This window comes from Enterobacter cloacae complex sp. HYC042_NIDB (assembly GCF_056673315.1).
In genome coordinates this window covers 1,058,318-1,074,112 of record NZ_CP109650.1, presented here as the reverse complement: position 1 = coordinate 1,074,112, position 15,795 = coordinate 1,058,318, and the positions used below count along the sequence as shown (strand labels likewise).

The window sequence follows — 15,795 nt, the reverse complement described above, 5'->3', positions numbered from 1 at the left end:
AACACGGCCTGCCGGTTTATTAGAAAGCCGACAGGCCGGGAAAGATAGCGTTAAACGGGTGACGTTTAGTCTTGTTGATCGATCTTACGCTCAAGAGACTTGAGTCGCTTGCTCATATCATCAATGTTCATCACCAGAGCTGCTGTTTTACGCCATACCTTGTTGGGTTGCAGCGGAATACCGGAGGAATAGACGCCAGGTTCAGTGATAGGACGCATTACCATGCCCATGCCCGTCACCGTCACCTTGTCGCATATTTCCATATGGCCATTAATCACGCTCGCGCCGCCAATCATGCAGTAACGACCAATTTTCAGGCTGCCCGCCATGATGACGCCCCCCGCAACCGCGGTATTGTCGCCAATCACAACGTTATGCGCAATCTGGCACTGGTTATCGATGATAACACCATTGCCAATGATAGTGTCGTCGAGTGCACCACGATCGATCGTGGTACAGGCTCCGATCTCCACGCGATCGCCAATAATAACGCGACCAAGCTGCGGGATCTTAACCCAGTTACCGCGATCGTTCGCGTAACCAAAGCCATCAGAACCAATCACGGTACTGGACTGGACGAGGCAATTTTCGCCGATTTCAACTTCATGATAAACGGACACATTGGCCCATAAACGGGTGCCAGCGCCGATTTTCGTATTTTTCCCAACGAAGCATCCAGGGCCAATGACGACGTTATCTCCCAGCTCAACGCCAGATTCAATAACCGCATTCGCGCCAACGGCCACGTTGTTACCCAGCTTAGCCGTCGGATCAATCGCTGCACTGGCAGCAATGTTCTGCGCCGGCTGCGGCGTGGTATCAAGAATTTGAGCCATGCGTGCATACGTCAGGTAGGGATTTTTCACTACCAGCGCGCTTCCAGTGGCAAAAGGAAGATCGTCCTGCGTCAGAACAACAGCTGACGCCTGGCATTGAGCCAGTTGTTCACGGTACTTAGGGCTTACCATGAAGGTAATCGTGCCAGCTTTAGCAGATTGCATGGACGCAACAGCGGTGATGACGATATCGCCATCACCGTGTAATTCTGCATCCAACTGCTGAGCTAAATCAGCCAGTCGAATTGAAGGCATTACTTATTTAACCTGTTTCAGAACATCAGCGGTGATGTCTTTAACATCGCTGCTGTTGAAAGCAACGGCGTTCGCATCAACAACCAGATCGATGCTCTGATCGGCAGCAACTGCTTTAACAGCAGTCTGAATGCGAGTCACCAGCTTGCCACGCTCTTCGTTAGAACGACGCTGACGATCCTGCTCGAAAGCCTGCGCTTTCTGGGAGAAGGTCTGGCGCTGAGCCATAACGTCTTTTTCCAGTTTGCTGCGATCGCTTGCTTTCATGGTAGAACCATCACGCTGCAGACGCTGCATTTTGGACTGAAGATCGCCTTCCATACGCTGCAGTTCGCTCGCACGGCCTTTGAATTCGTTTTCCAGAGTCGCAGAAACACCTGTTTTCTGAGCGACCTGCTGGAACAAATTACCCATGTTGACGATTGCGATTTTGTCTGCTGCCTGAGCAGAAGTTGCCATCGCTAAACCGAGACCTGCAGCTAATAACCACTTTTTCACAATTAACTCCTTACCATCCCATTGGCACCAGAAGGTACCGTTCTTTGCGTGGCAAGGCGACCGTTTTACCGATCGCCGGTTGTCAGCGCTACACTGCCAACGCATTCCATTGCAGCGGATTATTACCAGGTTTTACCAATGTTAAACTGGAATTGCTCCGCTTTGTCTCCATCGTATTTCTTAAACGGCTGGGCGTAGGAGAAGACCAACGGCCCCAGCGGTGACATCCATTGTAATGCGATACCGGCAGACATGCGAATATTGCCCGGATCGCTATAGTCTGGAACGCCAGCCGCGCGCATCTGGGCAGTATTCTCCCAGTTGGTATCCCACACCGTACCCGCATCCCAGAAGAAGGACGTACGTACGGAGTTCGCGTATTTATCACTGATAAATGGCGTTGGGGTGATGAACTCCAGGCTGGCCACGGCCATGGCGTTACCGCCTACCGCATCATCAGAGCTACATACTTGTTTTGGATCACGGCTTGCGCAGTTATCTTCATCATTACCGCCGTAATAAACCGCTTTCGGACCAATGTTGTTAGACTGGAAGCCACGCACGGTGCTTGAACCACCCGCGTAGAAGTTCTCATAGAACGGCAACTCTTTACTGCCGATACCGTCACCATAGCCCCAACGGGTACGACCCAGCACCACCCACTTGTGATCGTCATCAATCGGGAAGTAGGACGCGGTATCCAGCGTCACCTTGTAGAACTCGTTATCGGAACCAGGAATGGTCACCTTACCGTTCAGGTTAACGCGAGAGCCTTCTGTTGGGAAGAAACCGCGGTCAAGACGGTTGTAGGTCCAGCCATAGTTGAAGGTGAAGTCATCTGCAGCAAAACCGTTGTCATCGCTGGAGGTACTCGCCGACTGGCCGATAGAATCCAGATAACGCCACATCGCCACCTGCGGCTGCATGTTGGACAGGTCGTTATGCACGTAACCTAAGCCCGCTCGCAGGGTGTTGTATTCGTTAACCGGGAAGCCAAGCGTTCCGTCCACACCGTAACTTTTGTTGGTGTAGGAAGACAGATCTGCATCATCCGCTTTAAAGTCGTTATAGAAGATACGACCGCCCAGGCTCACACCGTCAACGGTGAAGTATGGGTTGGTAACGGAGAACTCAGAGTAGGTCTGGTAGTCGTTTTTGGTACCGTTAATACCAACAGAGTAACCCGTACCCAGCCAGTTATCCTGCTGGACGCCTACCTGGAAACTCACGCCGCTTTCCGTGCCGTAGCCCACGCCGAAGTTAAAGCTACCGGTGTTACGCTCTTTCACTTTATAAACGACATCAACCTGATCCGGGCTGCCCGGTACACGCTGAGTTTCAGTATCTACGGTTTCAAAATAGCCCAGACGGTTCAGACGCTCTTTACCCTGGTCGACCAGGTCGCTGCCCAGCCACGCCCCTTCCATCTGACGCATTTCACGACGCAGAACGGAGTCTTTAGAGGTGTCATTACCGACGAAGCGGATCTTACGCACGTAGAAACGGTTACCCGCATCAACGTTAACGTGCAGCTTAACGGTTTTATCCGCATCGTTGATTTCCGGCTGAGTTTGTACGCGCGGATAGGCATAACCATAGCGGCCGAGCAGCTTCTTAATGCTGTCTTCCATTTTGGTGACTTTGGATCCGCTGTACAGATCGCCCGGCTGAATTTTGGTCAGCGATTCGATCTCAGCAGAATGCCCCGCCAGGTTACCACTCACTTCAACACCAGAAAGCTTGTACTGATCGCCTTCAGTAATGTTAACCGTAATGTAGATACCTTTCTTGTCCGGAGTCAGACTGACCTGAGTCGAGTCGATGTTGAAGCGGGCATAACCGCGATCCAGATAGTAGCTGCGCAGGGTTTCAAGGTCGCCCGCCAGCTTCTGTTTCTGGTATTTACGATCGCCAACCACGTTCCACCACGGCACTTCATCGCGCAGCTGGAAGGTCGAGATCAGTTCGTCGGTGCTGAACGCGTGGTTACCCACGATGTTGATCTGCTGGATCTTCGCAGAAACACCTTCCTGGAAGACCAGCTTCAGGTCAACACGGTTACGCGGGAGCGGAGTGACAACCGCTTTCACGCTGGCGCTGTATTTACCGACGCTGTAGTAGAAGTCTTCCAGACCTTTTTCAATGTCTGAAAGGGTTGTGCGGTCCAGAGATTCACCCACACGAACACCCGATGCTTCAAGGTTTTGCTTGAGCATGTCATCTTTCACCGACTTGTTGCCGGAGAAAGTGATACTGGCGATCGTTGGACGTTCTTTTACCTGTACCAGCAGCGTATCACCATCGCGCAGGACGCGGACGTCCTCGAAGTTGCCGGTGGCAAACAGAGCACGGATGGTGTTACTGATATCTTCATCATTAACCGTATCGCCGGGGCGCACAGGCATACTGAGGAGGGCCGCACCAACGGCGACACGCTGAAGGCCTTCGAAATGAATATCTTTCACTACGAACCCGTCAGCACCGTATACGGTGGCGCTGCTAAACAGCAGCGACGCTATGAGCAACTTTTTCATCGCCATCGTTATTATGCGTTCTTCCTAACTAACTCTCTTACAACCGAGAGAAATCATTGAAAAGTGCAAGCCCCATTAACAGCACCAGCAAAATCGAGCCAATGCGATAACTAAAGTCTTGAACTCGCTCGGATACCGGCCCGCCTTTTAGCTTTTCAATCGCTAAAAACAGCAGATGACCCCCGTCTAAAACGGGAAGCGGGAACAGGTTGATAATCCCAAGGTTCACGCTAATAAGCGCGAGGAACATGAGATAGTAAATCACCCCGAACTCCGCTGACATCCCAGCCCCCTGAGCAATCGAGATTGGCCCACTGAGGTTGTTCAGTTTCACATCACCGGTTATCAATTTCCCCAACATGTTGACCGTCAGCTTCATCAGTTGCCATGTTTTATCCGTGGCTTCAAGAATGGCGCTGAACGGCCCATACTGGCGTATTGTCTTGTACTCATCTGGCAGCGGGATCACTTTTGGCACAACGCCTGCAAACCCTTCTGCCTTTTTGCCGACCGACTTCGTATCCGGGATCAGCGTCAGCGAAAGCGGACTGCCTTGCCTTTCAACTTCCAGCGCGAGGGACGTCCCCGGATTATCGCGCACCAGAGTAACAAAGGTCATCCACTCTGTTAATGGTTGACCATCGACTTTAACGATCCTGTCGCCAGCTTGCAAACCCGCTTTGCTCGCCGCCGAATTTGCCTGTACTTCGGCTAATACCGGCTCAATCTGCGCGCCGCGGGGACGAATGCCCAGTGCAGCGACGGGATCCTCTTTGTCTGGCTCGAAACGCCAGTGGCGTAAATCCAGTACTTTGTCCTGACGCGCGTCTGACCCAAACGGCGATACGCTGATAGTTGTCTGCGGATCGCCAATTTTGGCTACCAGCTGCAGTCGCACGGCATCCCAATCAGGGGTTTCGATGCCATCAATCGCTTTAAGTTCCATCCCGGAGGTAATTTGCGCACTCGCCGCGATGGAGTCAGGGGCAATATCCCCCACTACCGGACGCACGCCAGGTACGCCGATGATAAACACCAGCCAGTAAGCGAAAATCGCAAAGATGAAGTTGGCTACCGGTCCGGCAGCGATGATAGCGGCGCGTTGTCCAACGGTTTTGTTGTTAAACGCACTGTGTCGCAGTTCGGGAGCGACAGGCTCAACACGTTCGTCGAGCATTTTGACGTAGCCGCCAAGCGGGATAAGAGCGATGACAAATTCCGTGCCGTGACGGTCGGTGCGCGTCCAGAGTGATTTGCCAAAACCAATGGAGAATCGCTCTACCCGCACACCACAACGGCGAGCAACCCAGAAATGGCCAAATTCATGCACGGTAATCAGTACACCCAGTGCAACAATGAACGCCGCCAGATTCCAGAGAATGCTCAGCATAAAACCTTCCGTTAAATCGTCCCGAATACCAGTAAAAGCAGGCAAGCAAATACTGGAACAGCCGCTGTCAGGCTGTCAATGCGATCCAGTATACCGCCATGCCCTGGAATAAGATGTCCGCTGTCCTTAATCCCTGCTTCACGCTTAAACATACTTTCGGTTAAATCACCGAGCACTGAGGCAAGTGCAGCAAAAATCGAGCACACCAGCAGTATTGATGGTGCCACGGCCAGATCTGCCCAGACGCCATAGCCCCAGGAAATGATCGCTGCCGTAAACAAGCCGCCGATGAAGCCTTGCCAGGTTTTCCCCGGCGAAACTTTTGGTGCCAGCTTATGTTTGCCAAACAGTTTACCAAACATATAGGCCCCGGAGTCAGCCCCCCAGACGAGAATCATCACATAAAGCAGCCAGATCGCACCGCTGTAGTGGTTTTCGTCATAATGCCAGGCGCGCAGCGCGACCATGCCCCAGAAAAACGGAACAATGGTGAGCAAACCAAAAATCAGTCGCAGCACTTTTGAATGACGCCAGATTGCGGCCGAACCTGGATAAAAAAGCACCAGCAACAGCGCAACAACCCACCAGGCCAACGACATCCACAAGGAGCCGGCAACCAGCGGTTGATGAATATCATGGTGATATTCAGGCAACGTAAACAGCATTATGGCCAGGATAAAGCCACAGAGTACCGCAAGCCATACTCGCTGGCTGCGCGAGGTAAAGCCGCTAAACTGTCCCCACTCCCACGCGGCAAGCATGCACACTACCAGCGTGACAATGGCGAATCCCACCGGGGGCAGTAAAAACAGCGCCGCAATGACAATGGGTATTAAAACAAAAGCGGAAATCAGGCGATACTTCAGCAAAAGCTACCCCCATCAGGCTTTGTCGCCACCTGGCTCGGTGCCGCCGAAACGACGCTCTCGATTGGCAAAGGCATGCAGCGCACCTTCAAAGTCTTGTTCATCAAAATCGGGCCAGAGAACATCCGTAAAGTAAAGTTCAGCATAGGCAATTTGCCATATCAGAAAGTTACTTATGCGATGTTCCCCCCCTGTCCTAATTACCAAATCCACAGGTGCCAGTTCATTCATGCAGATTTGCTTGCTCAGCGCCTCTTCATCAATCTGGTCGGGTCTCAACAGCCCTTCCTGAACCTGTTCGGCCAGATGCCGAACGCCCTGGATAATATCCCAGCGTCCACCGTAATTCGCCGCAACGTTGAGCGTCAGACCGGTATTATTTTCCGTCAGCGCTTCTGCTTTACGAATCCGCTCCTGCAAACGTGAGTTAAAACGACTGGTATCGCCAATGATGCGCAGGCGAACGTTGTGGCGGTGCAGGCTTTTTACTTCGCTGTCTAGCGCCCACACGAACAATTCCATCAACGCAGTCACTTCCTGCGGAGGTCGATTCCAGTTTTCACTGCTAAAAGCATAGAGCGTTAACGCATCAATGCCGTTATTGGCGGCAAAAGAGACGGCGCGGCGAACAGATTTCGCTCCCGCTTTATGCCCAAAGGCTCGTATTTTCCCTTGTCTTTTCGCCCAGCGCCCGTTGCCATCCATAATGATTGCTACATGACGGCAGCCATGAGCTGGCAAGTTTTCGCTTATTGGTTGATTCGCAGACAACATAACGCGTTTTTTGTCCCTGAAAGGATTTAACGGTACTCAGGAATACTTAAGCCTGTACATAAAAAAGCCGTGTCAAACCACGGCTTACCTGACCACATAAAGTCAAATTCCTGCGATCAGGTGGCGCAGACTATATCACTGAAGCCCAACGCTAACAAATAGCACGACCACTAGTGCTTGCTTTATCACCAGCTTGCGAGACGTGTCACCTGTTTACGCGCAATATCACGAGCAGCTGTATCCACCGCCAGCACCTCTTCCACGCTTTGTGGCTCGCGCAAATCCATCATTTCCAGTACCGATAAATTTAAGGACGCGATATCGGTAAAACGGATCTGCTGATTCAGAAATGCGTCAACGGTAATTTCATTGGCTGCATTCAGTGCCGTCGTCGCCGCCTGCCCCTGGTCAAAGGCGTTCATTGCAAGCTTCAGACAAGGATAACGATCGTAGTCTGGTTCACTGAACGTCAGAGAACTGAGCTTACAGAAATCAAGCGGCTTCACGCCGGATTTCACCCGGTTCGGCCATGCCATTGAATGAGCAATAGGCGTACGCATATCCGGCTCGCCGAGCTGTGCCAGCACGCTGCCATCCTGATAGCGCACCATCGAGTGAATCACCGACTGCGGGTGGATCAGTACTTCCATCTGTTTCGCCGACGCATTAAACAGCCAGCGCGCTTCAATGTATTCCAGACCTTTGTTCATCATGGTGGCAGAATCCACGGAGATTTTACGCCCCATTGACCAGTTCGGATGACGGCACGCCTGATCCGGCGTCATTGCGCGCAGTTCAGACAGTGGCGTTTCACGGAACGGGCCACCAGACCCGGTAAGCAGAATCGACACAACGCCATTCTGCTCCAGGTCAGCGTACCCCAGGTTCTGTTGAAAAGGTTGCGGTAAACTCTGAAAAATGGCGTTGTGCTCGCTGTCGACCGGTAAAAGACGCGCCCCGCGCTGTTTTACCGCGTCCATGAACAGACGTCCGCAGGTCACCAGCGACTCTTTATTGGCGAGCAAAACATCTTTACCGGCATCGATCGCAGCAAGTGTCGGCAGCAGCCCGGCTGCGCCGACAATGGCCGCCATAACCTGGTCAACCTCATCCAGCGCCGCCATCTCGCAGGCCGCCTGCTGGCCACTCAGCACCTCGGTTCGGCTGCCCTTCTCACGCAGTTGGGCTTTTAGCAGGCGTGCGCTCTCTTCGTCATCCATCACCGCATAGCGGGGCATAAACTCCAGGCACTGCTCGACCATACGCTGCACATTCTTACCGGCCACCAGCGCTGTCACGGTGTAAAGTTCAGGATTATGGCGGACGACGTCGAGAGTACTGCAACCAATGGAACCGGTTGAGCCGAGGAGTGTTAAATGCTTCATGAGATGCCCGAAAAAAGTTAGACCAGATAAAAGCAAAACGCCGCCAGCAAGACCCGAAGTCCCTCTGAACGGCGTTTATCAGTGTACGACAGAAATCAGAACTGCATCAGTTCCGCTTCTTTTTCTGCCAGCGCCGCATCAATTTTCTTGATGGCAGCGTCGGTCATTTTCTGAATGTCGTCCTGAGAACGACGATCGTCATCTTCGCTGATCTCTTTTTCTTTCAGCAGTGCTTTCACTTTATCGTTCGCATCGCGACGCACGTTACGCACGGAAACACGACCCTGCTCAGCTTCACCGCGAACCACTTTGATGAGATCTTTACGACGCTCTTCCGTCAGCGGAGGCAGCGGAACGCGGATGTCAGCACCCGCTGAGCTTGGGTTCAGACCCAGGTCAGAAGCCATGATCGCTTTCTCAACGGCCGGGCTCATAGAGCGATCGAAGACGTTGATTTTCAGCGTACGGGTATCTTCAACCGTCACGCTCGCGAGCTGACGCAGAGGGGTTGGCGTACCGTAGTATTCTACGATGATGCCATCCAGCAGGCTTGGGGAAGCACGGCCAGTACGGATTTTGCTGATTTGGTTTTTGAACGCTTCTACGCATTTGTCCATGCGTACTTCAGCATCTTTTCTGATGTCGTTAATCACGTTACGAATCCTTGAAAACTTGTCTCAGGCAGACTATCCGCCAGCACAGCGCTACAGGTGTGCTAAGTATAGTCGCGTTTAATTCATGACAACGCCAAAGGCGCGTCCAGGTAAGATACCACTACAAAGTAAAGCGGAATCTTACCTGTATTTATCGTCGACGGAAATTATTCCGTGATCAAAGTGCCTTCTTTTTCGCCCATGACCACGCGACGCAGTGCGCCAGGCTTGTTCATGTTGAAGACACGGATCGGCAGTTTGTGGTCGCGAGCCAGCGTGAAGGCGGCAAGATCCATCACTTTCAGCTCTTTATCCAGCACTTCGCTGTAGCTCAGCTGATCGTACATGGTCGCAGAAGGATCTTTTGCCGGGTCGGCAGTAAACACGCCGTCTACTTTGGTCGCTTTCAGCACCACGTCGGCTTCAATTTCGATACCGCGCAGGCAGGCAGCGGAATCGGTGGTAAAGAACGGGTTACCCGTACCGGCGGAGAGGATCACCACGCGGTTGTTGCGCAGCAGGCTGATGGCCTCTGCCCAGCTGTAATTATCGCATACGCCATTCAGGGGAATCGCGGACATCAGGCGGGCATTCACGTAGGCGCGATGGAGCGCATCACGCATTGCCAGGCCATTCATCACGGTTGCCAGCATACCCATGTGGTCGCCCACTACGCGGTTCATCCCCGCTTTCGCCAGACCAGCACCACGGAAAAGGTTGCCACCGCCAATGACCACGCCAACCTGGATACCCAGTTCGACCAGTTCTTTGATTTCCTGTGCCATGCGATCAAGGATGCTTGCGTCAATACCGAAGCCTTCCGATCCCTGCAGCGCTTCGCCACTCAGCTTAAGCAGAATGCGTTTGTACACGGGTTTTGCATTGGTAGCCATGTTTCTTTCCTGAGACTGTCAACGATTAAGATGGGAGTTAATTCTGGCGACATAATATGCCGCAAATCAGCACGGCGATACTGGAGCCTGTCTGATTTCCTGTGACGGGTGACAAAAAGAAGCCGCCCTCAGGCGGCTCCTTTTCAATCATTAAGACTGCTTGGACATTGCAGCAACTTCTGCTGCGAAGTCAGTCTCAACTTTCTCGATGCCTTCGCCCACTTCGAAGCGGATGAAGCCAGTTACGTCAGCGTTGTGCTCTTTCAGCAGCTGAGCAACAGACTTGCTTGGATCCATAACGAAAGGCTGGCCAGTCAGAGAAACTTCGCCGGTGAATTTCTTCATGCGGCCTTCAACCATTTTCTCTGCGATTTCTTTTGGCTTACCAGACTGCATCGCGATGTCCAGCTGAACCTGGTACTCTTTCTCTACCACTTCAGCAGACACGTCTTCTGGCTTAACGAATTCTGGTTTGCTTGCAGCGATGTGCATTGCCAGCTGTTTAACCAGCTCTTCGTCAGCGCCTTTAGCCGCAACCAGAACACCGATACGTGCGCCGTGCTGGTAAGAACCCAGTACTTCGCCTTCCAGGGAAGATACGCGACGGATGTTGATGTTCTCACCGATTTTAGCAACCAGCGCAACACGTTCTTCTTCGAACTGTGCTTTCAGAACTTCAACGTCAGTGATTTTGCCAGCAACAGCTGCGTCCAGAACTTTGTTCGCAAATGCCTGGAAACCGCCATCTTTAGCAACGAAGTCAGTCTGGCAGTTAACTTCCAGAATGATGCCGTAGGTGCCGTCGATTTTAGTGATGATCACGCCGTCAGCAGCAACGTTGCCTGCTTTCTTAGCTGCTTTGATCGCACCGGATTTACGCATGTTTTCGATTGCCAGCTCGATGTCGCCGTTCGCTTCAGTCAGCGCTTTTTTGCAATCCATCATGCCTGCGCCAGTACGCTCGCGCAGCTCTTTTACCAGGGATGCGGTAATTTCAGCCATTCTTAAATCCTCGGGAGATGTGAACTGCCCGGCCGGAGGCCAAACAGTGTAAATTGAAAAAAGGGGCCGATAATGGGCCCCTATTCATACACGGTACTAATAAGGGGTAAAACCTTATTATTCAGCTTCTACGAAGCTTTCTTCCGCCTGAGAAGCCAGATCCTGGGAACGGCCTTCACGAACGGTAGCAGCTACAGCGCTCAGGTACAGGCTAACAGCACGGATTGCGTCGTCGTTACCCGGGATAACGAAGTCAACACCGTCCGGATCGGAGTTGGTATCAACGATAGCGAATACCGGGATACCCAGGTTGTTAGCTTCTTTGATAGCGATGTGCTCGTGGTCTGCATCGATTACGAACAGCGCGTCTGGCAGGCCGCCCATATCTTTGATACCGCCCAGGCTGTTTTCCAGCTTGTCCAGTTCACGAGTGCGCATCAGCGCTTCTTTCTTAGTCAGCTTGTCGAAAGTACCGTCCTGAGACTGGGTTTCCAGATCTTTCAGGCGCTTGATGGACTGACGAACAGTTTTCCAGTTGGTCAGCATGCCGCCCAACCAGCGATGGTTCACGAAGAACTGGTCGCAGCTGTTAGCAGCATCTTTCACAGCTTCGCTTGCAGCGCGCTTAGTACCAACGAACAGAATCTTACCTTTACGGGAAGAGATCTTGTTCAGCTCAGCCAGGGCTTCGTTGAACATTGGTACAGTTTTCTCAAGGTTGATGATGTGAACTTTGTTACGCGCGCCGAAGATGAAAGGCTTCATTTTCGGGTTCCAGTAACGGGTCTGGTGACCAAAGTGAACACCAGCCTTGAGCATGTCGCGCATGGAAACAGTTGCCATGTTTTAAAACCTCTATATTGAAAGTTGGGGTTATGCCTCCACGTATCCCATATTACCGACCCCGAAGGGCACCCCGGAATATGTGCCGATACGTGTGTGTTGTTACACAAAGTGAGATTTGTCGCTTCCGTCCAGCCTGTGTATCTGAGATGGATCGGAAGTCCGGCGCGCTTTATACCACAAAACACGACCAGAAACCAACAGTTGTTGGCGGAGTGTGCTGTTAATGATTCTCAATTTGGCACGGGGCGTGCCTGACTGATACCATTGACGACACTTAGACTAGTATTGTCGAAAAAATCGACACCGATGGACAGATTACATGGCTATCTCTATTAAGACACCTGAAGAAATTGAAAAGATGCGCGTCGCCGGTCGTCTGGCCGCGGAAGTGCTGGAAATGATCGAGCCGTTCGTGAAGCCGGGCGTCAGCACCGGGGAACTGGATCGCATCTGTAATGACTATATCGTTAACGAGCAGCACGCGGTTTCCGCCTGTCTCGGCTACCACGGTTTCCCGAAATCCGTCTGCATCTCTATTAATGAAGTGGTTTGCCACGGTATTCCGGACGACGAAAAACTGTTGAAAGATGGCGACATCGTCAACATCGACGTGACCGTTATTAAAGACGAGTACCACGGTGACACCTCGAAGATGTTCATCGTTGGTAAACCAACGATTCTGGGCGAGCGTCTGTGCAAAGTGACGCAAGAGAGCCTGTACCTGGCGCTGAAAATGGTTAAGCCGGGCATCCGCCTGCGCACTCTCGGTGCCGCAATTCAGAAATTCGTGGAAGCGGAAGGTTTCTCCGTGGTGCGCGAATACTGCGGTCACGGCATTGGCCGCGTCTTCCATGAAGAACCGCAGGTTCTGCACTATGATGCCGATGACGGCGGCGTGGTGCTGCAAAAAGGGATGACCTTCACCATCGAACCGATGGTCAACGCCGGTGACTACCGCATCCGCACTATGAAAGACGGCTGGACGGTGAAAACCAAAGACAGAAGCTTGTCTGCCCAGTACGAGCATACTATTGTGGTAACGGACAACGGCTGCGAAATTATGACGTTGCGCAAGGATGACACCATCCCGGCGATACTGACGAACATTGAGTGATAAGAAGCCGGCAAATGCCGGCTTTTTTAATGGCGATAGCTTTTTCTTATGGGTGGCGCACGATGAGTAATCTATTACCCGAACAGTATGCTAACACAGCACTTCCCACCCTCCCCGACCAGCCCGATAACCCGGGCGTCTGGCCGCCGCACGAGCTGACCTGCGCGCATATAAAAGCCCATATGGATGTTTTCCACCGCTGGCTGGGCAGCGCGTTCGACGCGGGCGTCTCTGCCGAGCAGCTCATCGAAGCGCGCACCGAATTTATCGATCAGCTCCTGCAGCGTCTGTGGATCGACTACGGTTTCGGGCAGGTGAGCGACGTCGCGCTGGTTGCCGTCGGGGGCTATGGCCGCGGGGAGCTGCATCCGCTTTCCGATATCGACCTGCTGATCCTGAGCCGCAAAAAGCTGCCGGACGAACAGGCGCAGAAAATAGGCGAGCTGCTGACTCTGCTGTGGGACGTCAAGCTTGAAGTGGGCCACAGCGTGCGCACCCTGGAAGAGTGTCTGCTGGAGGGGCTCTCGGACCTGACCGTCGCCACCAACCTGATTGAAACCCGCCTACTGATTGGCGACGTCGCGCTGTTCCTGGAGCTGCAAAAGCATATTTTCAGCGACGGCTTCTGGCCATCTGAGAAATTCTTCGCCGCCAAGGTCGAGGAGCAAAACCAGCGCCACCAGCGCTACCACGGCACCAGCTATAATCTTGAACCCGATATTAAAAGCAGCCCCGGCGGCCTGCGCGACATCCACACGTTACAGTGGGTCGCCCGTCGCCACTTTGGCGCCACCTCGATGGACGAGATGGTCGGCTTTGGCTTCCTGACCGAGGCCGAGCGTAACGAGCTAAACGAGTGTCTGCACCTGCTGTGGCGCATCCGTTTTGCCCTGCATCTGGAAGTTACCCGCTACGATAACCGCCTGCTGTTTGACCGTCAGCTCAGCGTAGCGCAGCGGCTGAACTATCAGGGCGAAGGCAACGAGCCGGTTGAGCAGATGATGAAGGATTTCTTCCGCGTCACCCGCCGGGTCACCGAGCTGAACCAGATGCTGTTGCAGCTGTTCGACGAGGCCATTCTGGCCCTGACTGCCGACGAAAAGCCGCGCCCGATTGACGATGAATTCCAGCTGCGCGGCACGCTTATCGATCTGCGCGACGAAACGCTGTTTATCCGTGAGCCGGAAGCGATTCTGCGGATGTTCTACACCATGGTGCGCAACAGCACCATCACCGGGATCTACTCCACCACCCTGCGCCATCTGCGCCACGCGCGCCGCCATCTGACGCAGCCTTTGTGTTACATCCCGGAAGCGCGCTCACTGTTCCTGAGTATGCTCCGCCATCCGGGTGCCGTCAGCCGCGGGCTGCTGCCGATGCACCGTCACAGCGTGCTGTGGGCCTATATGCCGCAGTGGTCGCACATCGTTGGGCAGATGCAATTCGATCTGTTCCACGCCTACACAGTGGATGAACACACCATCCGCGTGATGCTCAAGCTGGAAAGCTTTGCCAAAGAAGAGACGCGCTCCCGCCACCCGCTGTGCGTGGAGCTGTGGCCGCGCCTGACCCATCCGGAACTGATCCTGATTGCCGCCCTGTTCCACGACATCGCCAAGGGCCGCGGCGGCGATCACTCGGTGCTGGGCGCACAGGACGTGCTGAAATTTGCCGAACTGCACGGTCTCAACTCGCGCGAAACGCAGCTGGTCGCCTGGCTGGTGCGCCATCACCTGCTGATGTCGGTCACCGCCCAGCGTCGCGATATTCAGGACCCTGAGGTTATTAAGCAGTTCGCCGAAGAAGTTCAAACGGAAAACCGTCTGCGCTATCTGGTCTGCCTGACGGTGGCCGATATTTGCGCCACCAACGAGACCCTGTGGAACAGCTGGAAGCAGAGCCTGCTGCGCGAGCTGTACTTCGCCACCGAAAAACAGCTGCGACGCGGGATGCAAAACACCCCGGACATGCGCGAGCGCGTGCGTCATCACCAGCTGCAGGCGCTGGCGCTGCTGCGGATGGATAACATTGATGAAGAGGCGCTGCATCAGATTTGGGCCCGCTGCCGTGCCAACTATTTTGTGCGCCACAGCCCAAACCAGCTTGCCTGGCACGCGCGGCACCTGCTGAAGCACGATCTGTCTCAACCGATGATCCTGCTGAGCCCGCAGGCCACGCGCGGTGGAACGGAGATATTCATCTGGAGCCCGGACCGGCCTTATCTGTTTGCTGCCGTCTGCGCCGAGCTGGACAGACGTAACCTTAGCGTTCACGACGCGCAGATTTTTACCACCCGCGACGGCATGGCGATGGATACCTTTATTGTGCTGGAGCCGGACGGCAGCCCGCTGTCCTCGGACAGGCATGAAGGGATTCGCTTCGGTCTGGAGCAAGCGATCACGCAGCGCAGCTGGCAGCCCCCGCAGCCGCGCCGTCAGCCGGCGAAACTGCGTCATTTTACTGTCGATACCGAGGTCAACTTCCTGCCGACCCACACCGACCGTAAATCGTTCCTGGAGCTGATCGCGCTCGACCAGCCAGGGCTGCTTGCCCGCGTCGGCCAGGTTTTTGCCGATCTGGGAATTTCGCTCCATGGGGCCCGAATTACAACCATTGGCGAGCGAGTAGAAGATTTATTTATAATCGCCACCGCCGACCGGCGTGCCCTTAATAATGACCTGCAGCTTGAAGTGCAACAACGGTTGACAGCAGCCCTCAATCCAAACGATAAAGGGTGACGTGTTTTTTA

13 protein-coding genes are annotated in these 15,795 nt (G+C 53.6%); 2 read left to right on the top strand and 11 right to left on the bottom strand.

Going from position 1 to position 15,795, the window contains the following annotated elements; all coding sequences use genetic code 11:
* Positions 1 to 65: 65 nt before the first annotated feature.
* From lpxD to rpsB, 11 genes are all read right to left on the bottom strand, one after another.
* Positions 66 to 1,091 (bottom strand): UDP-3-O-(3-hydroxymyristoyl)glucosamine N-acyltransferase, encoded by a 1,026-nt coding sequence (lpxD, locus tag OKF39_RS05070; protein WP_041911190.1) that lies wholly within the window; start codon positions 1,089 to 1,091, stop codon positions 66 to 68.
* 3 nt (positions 1,092 to 1,094) lie between these two features.
* The gene (gene skp, locus OKF39_RS05065) at positions 1,095 to 1,589 is read right to left on the bottom strand and encodes a molecular chaperone Skp (protein WP_014882635.1); all 495 of its coding nucleotides are present in this window, start codon (positions 1,587 to 1,589) and stop codon (positions 1,095 to 1,097) included.
* A gap of 122 nt (positions 1,590 to 1,711) precedes the next feature.
* The gene (bamA, locus tag OKF39_RS05060; RefSeq protein ID WP_028015584.1) at positions 1,712 to 4,129 is read right to left on the bottom strand and encodes an outer membrane protein assembly factor BamA; all 2,418 of its coding nucleotides are present in this window, start codon (positions 4,127 to 4,129) and stop codon (positions 1,712 to 1,714) included.
* A 31-nt stretch (positions 4,130 to 4,160) separates the two neighbouring features.
* A complete protein-coding gene (gene rseP / locus OKF39_RS05055; protein ID WP_041911192.1) occupies positions 4,161 to 5,513 on the bottom strand; it encodes a sigma E protease regulator RseP in 1,353 nt (450 codons plus the stop codon).
* A gap of 11 nt (positions 5,514 to 5,524) precedes the next feature.
* Entirely contained in the window at positions 5,525 to 6,382 is an 858-nt protein-coding gene (cdsA, locus tag OKF39_RS05050; RefSeq protein ID WP_041911193.1) for a phosphatidate cytidylyltransferase, read from the bottom strand.
* A gap of 12 nt (positions 6,383 to 6,394) precedes the next feature.
* Positions 6,395 to 7,153, bottom strand: coding sequence for a (2E,6E)-farnesyl-diphosphate-specific ditrans,polycis-undecaprenyl-diphosphate synthase (gene ispU, locus OKF39_RS05045; RefSeq protein ID WP_028015581.1), 759 nt, complete (start codon positions 7,151 to 7,153; stop codon positions 6,395 to 6,397).
* Between the two features lie 185 nt (positions 7,154 to 7,338).
* Positions 7,339 to 8,538, bottom strand: coding sequence for a 1-deoxy-D-xylulose-5-phosphate reductoisomerase (ispC, locus tag OKF39_RS05040; RefSeq protein ID WP_041911195.1), 1,200 nt, complete (start codon positions 8,536 to 8,538; stop codon positions 7,339 to 7,341).
* A gap of 95 nt (positions 8,539 to 8,633) precedes the next feature.
* A complete protein-coding gene (gene frr / locus OKF39_RS05035; RefSeq protein ID WP_003856180.1) occupies positions 8,634 to 9,191 on the bottom strand; it encodes a ribosome recycling factor in 558 nt (185 codons plus the stop codon).
* 167 nt (positions 9,192 to 9,358) lie between these two features.
* Positions 9,359 to 10,084, bottom strand: a complete 726-nt coding sequence (gene pyrH, locus OKF39_RS05030; protein WP_008501910.1) for a UMP kinase — start codon at positions 10,082 to 10,084, stop codon at positions 9,359 to 9,361.
* Between the two features lie 150 nt (positions 10,085 to 10,234).
* Positions 10,235 to 11,086 carry a translation elongation factor Ts gene (gene tsf / locus OKF39_RS05025; protein WP_028015579.1) on the bottom strand — a complete coding sequence of 284 codons (852 nt, stop codon included), beginning with the start codon at positions 11,084 to 11,086 and terminating at the stop codon, positions 10,235 to 10,237.
* Positions 11,087 to 11,203: 117 nt separating this feature from the next.
* On the bottom strand, positions 11,204 to 11,929 hold the full coding sequence (gene rpsB / locus OKF39_RS05020) for a 30S ribosomal protein S2 (RefSeq protein ID WP_003856207.1): 726 nt from the start codon (positions 11,927 to 11,929) through the stop codon (positions 11,204 to 11,206).
* Positions 11,930 to 12,251: 322 nt separating this feature from the next.
* Between rpsB and map the strand changes: the two genes are divergently transcribed.
* Together map and glnD are read left to right on the top strand one after the other, a co-directional pair.
* The gene (gene map, locus OKF39_RS05015; protein WP_028015578.1) at positions 12,252 to 13,046 is read left to right on the top strand and encodes a type I methionyl aminopeptidase; all 795 of its coding nucleotides are present in this window, start codon (positions 12,252 to 12,254) and stop codon (positions 13,044 to 13,046) included.
* Positions 13,047 to 13,108: 62 nt separating this feature from the next.
* Positions 13,109 to 15,784: a bifunctional uridylyltransferase/uridylyl-removing protein GlnD gene (glnD, locus tag OKF39_RS05010; RefSeq protein ID WP_008501914.1), complete on the top strand. Its 2,676-nt coding sequence runs from the start codon at positions 13,109 to 13,111 to the stop codon at positions 15,782 to 15,784.
* Positions 15,785 to 15,795: the final 11 nt, after the last annotated feature.